Origin of the sequence: Burkholderia sp. Ac-20344 (genome assembly GCF_017104975.1) — a bacterium.
Classification (GTDB): domain Bacteria; phylum Pseudomonadota; class Gammaproteobacteria; order Burkholderiales; family Burkholderiaceae; genus Burkholderia.
In genome coordinates this window covers 1-1242 of record NZ_JAAGPP010000365.1, presented here as the reverse complement: position 1 = coordinate 1242, position 1242 = coordinate 1, and the positions used below count along the sequence as shown (strand labels likewise).

Genomic DNA, 1242 nt, shown 5'->3' with positions numbered 1-1242 from the left:
GGGGGGGTGCCCCTATGTGTTTCGTCAAGCGTTAGGGGCTGACCTGGGTTGGTAAATGGTGCCGTCGCGCAGCATGGCGAACAGGACGTCGCATCGTCGCCGTGCCAGCGCGATGAGCGCTTGGTTGTGGCGCTTGCCCTGCTGGATCTTGCGCGCGTAGTAAGCCCGCGAGACAGGATCTCGCAAGGCGGCGAAGGCGGATAGGAACAAGGCGCGCTTGAGCACTTTGTTGCCGCGTCTGGATGGATGCTCGCCACGGATGGATGAGCCCGAGCGCCGGGTGACCGGGGCAAGACCGGCGTAGGCCGCCAAGTGGGCGGCCGAAGCGAACGCTTTATGGGCGACCTCGGTCAGGAGTCTGGCGGCGGTCCTGACGCCGACTCCCGGCATGCTGGTCAGGACCGGCCAAAGAGGGTGAGCAAGCACCAGCCGCTCCACTTCGGCAGCGACCTCGTCGCGTTGCTTGCGCAAGGCTGCAAGCTGCTGGGCTAAACGGGGCATGACGATGGTGGCGGCCTGCGTGCCGGGCACGGTCACGGCTTGTTCGCGCAGTGCCTGAACGATCTCGGCCGCCAAGCCTTTACCCATGCGAGGAGCGAGCTTGGTCAGGCGATTGGCGAGCGTCTTCTCGCTGGTGCCGGCAAGTGCGGCGGGCGACGGATAGCGCTCAAGCAGATCGAGCACCGCAGGATGGTCAAGACGCGGTCCGAGGACTCGCTCGAGCGCCGGATGGATCTGAGTAAGCAAGCCGCGAATGCGGTTGCTGGTTTGAGTGACCTGGGCGGCGAGATCATCATCGAAGCCGCACAGCATGGTGAGTTCGGCGAGCTGCTCGTCGGCCAATCGGAGCGAGCGCAGCGTGTGCGGCATCGAGCGAGCGGCTTCGGCAATGATCGCGGCGTCGCGAGCATCGGTCTTGGCTTCGCCGGCGTGCAGGTCAGCGATGCGGCGCATAGCCAGTCCCGGCAGATAGGCGACGAGTACCCCTTCGGCGCGAGCGACGGCTACAGGAAGTGCACCGATGGTGGACGGCTGATCGACGACGAACAACAGTCGACCGTGAGTCTTGAGTTCGGCGATGAGGGCACGCAGCTTGATCTCGTCGTTGGGTAGCGCCTTGTTGTACAGGCGCTTGCCGTTCCGATCGAGCGCGACGGCATGATGCTGGCCTTTACCGACATCGACGCCGACGAAGACATCGACGGCGCCATGTTGTTGAGTGTCTTGCATCGAAGTATGAGC

General features: G+C 64.4%; 1 protein-coding gene. It reads right to left on the bottom strand.

Annotated features, from left to right (window positions below; genetic code table 11):
* Positions 1-24 precede the first annotated feature (24 nt).
* Entirely contained in the window at positions 25-1230 is a 1206-nt protein-coding gene (locus tag G3N64_RS39145; RefSeq protein WP_185641200.1) for an IS110-like element ISBma3 family transposase, read from the bottom strand.
* Positions 1231-1242 lie beyond the last annotated feature (12 nt).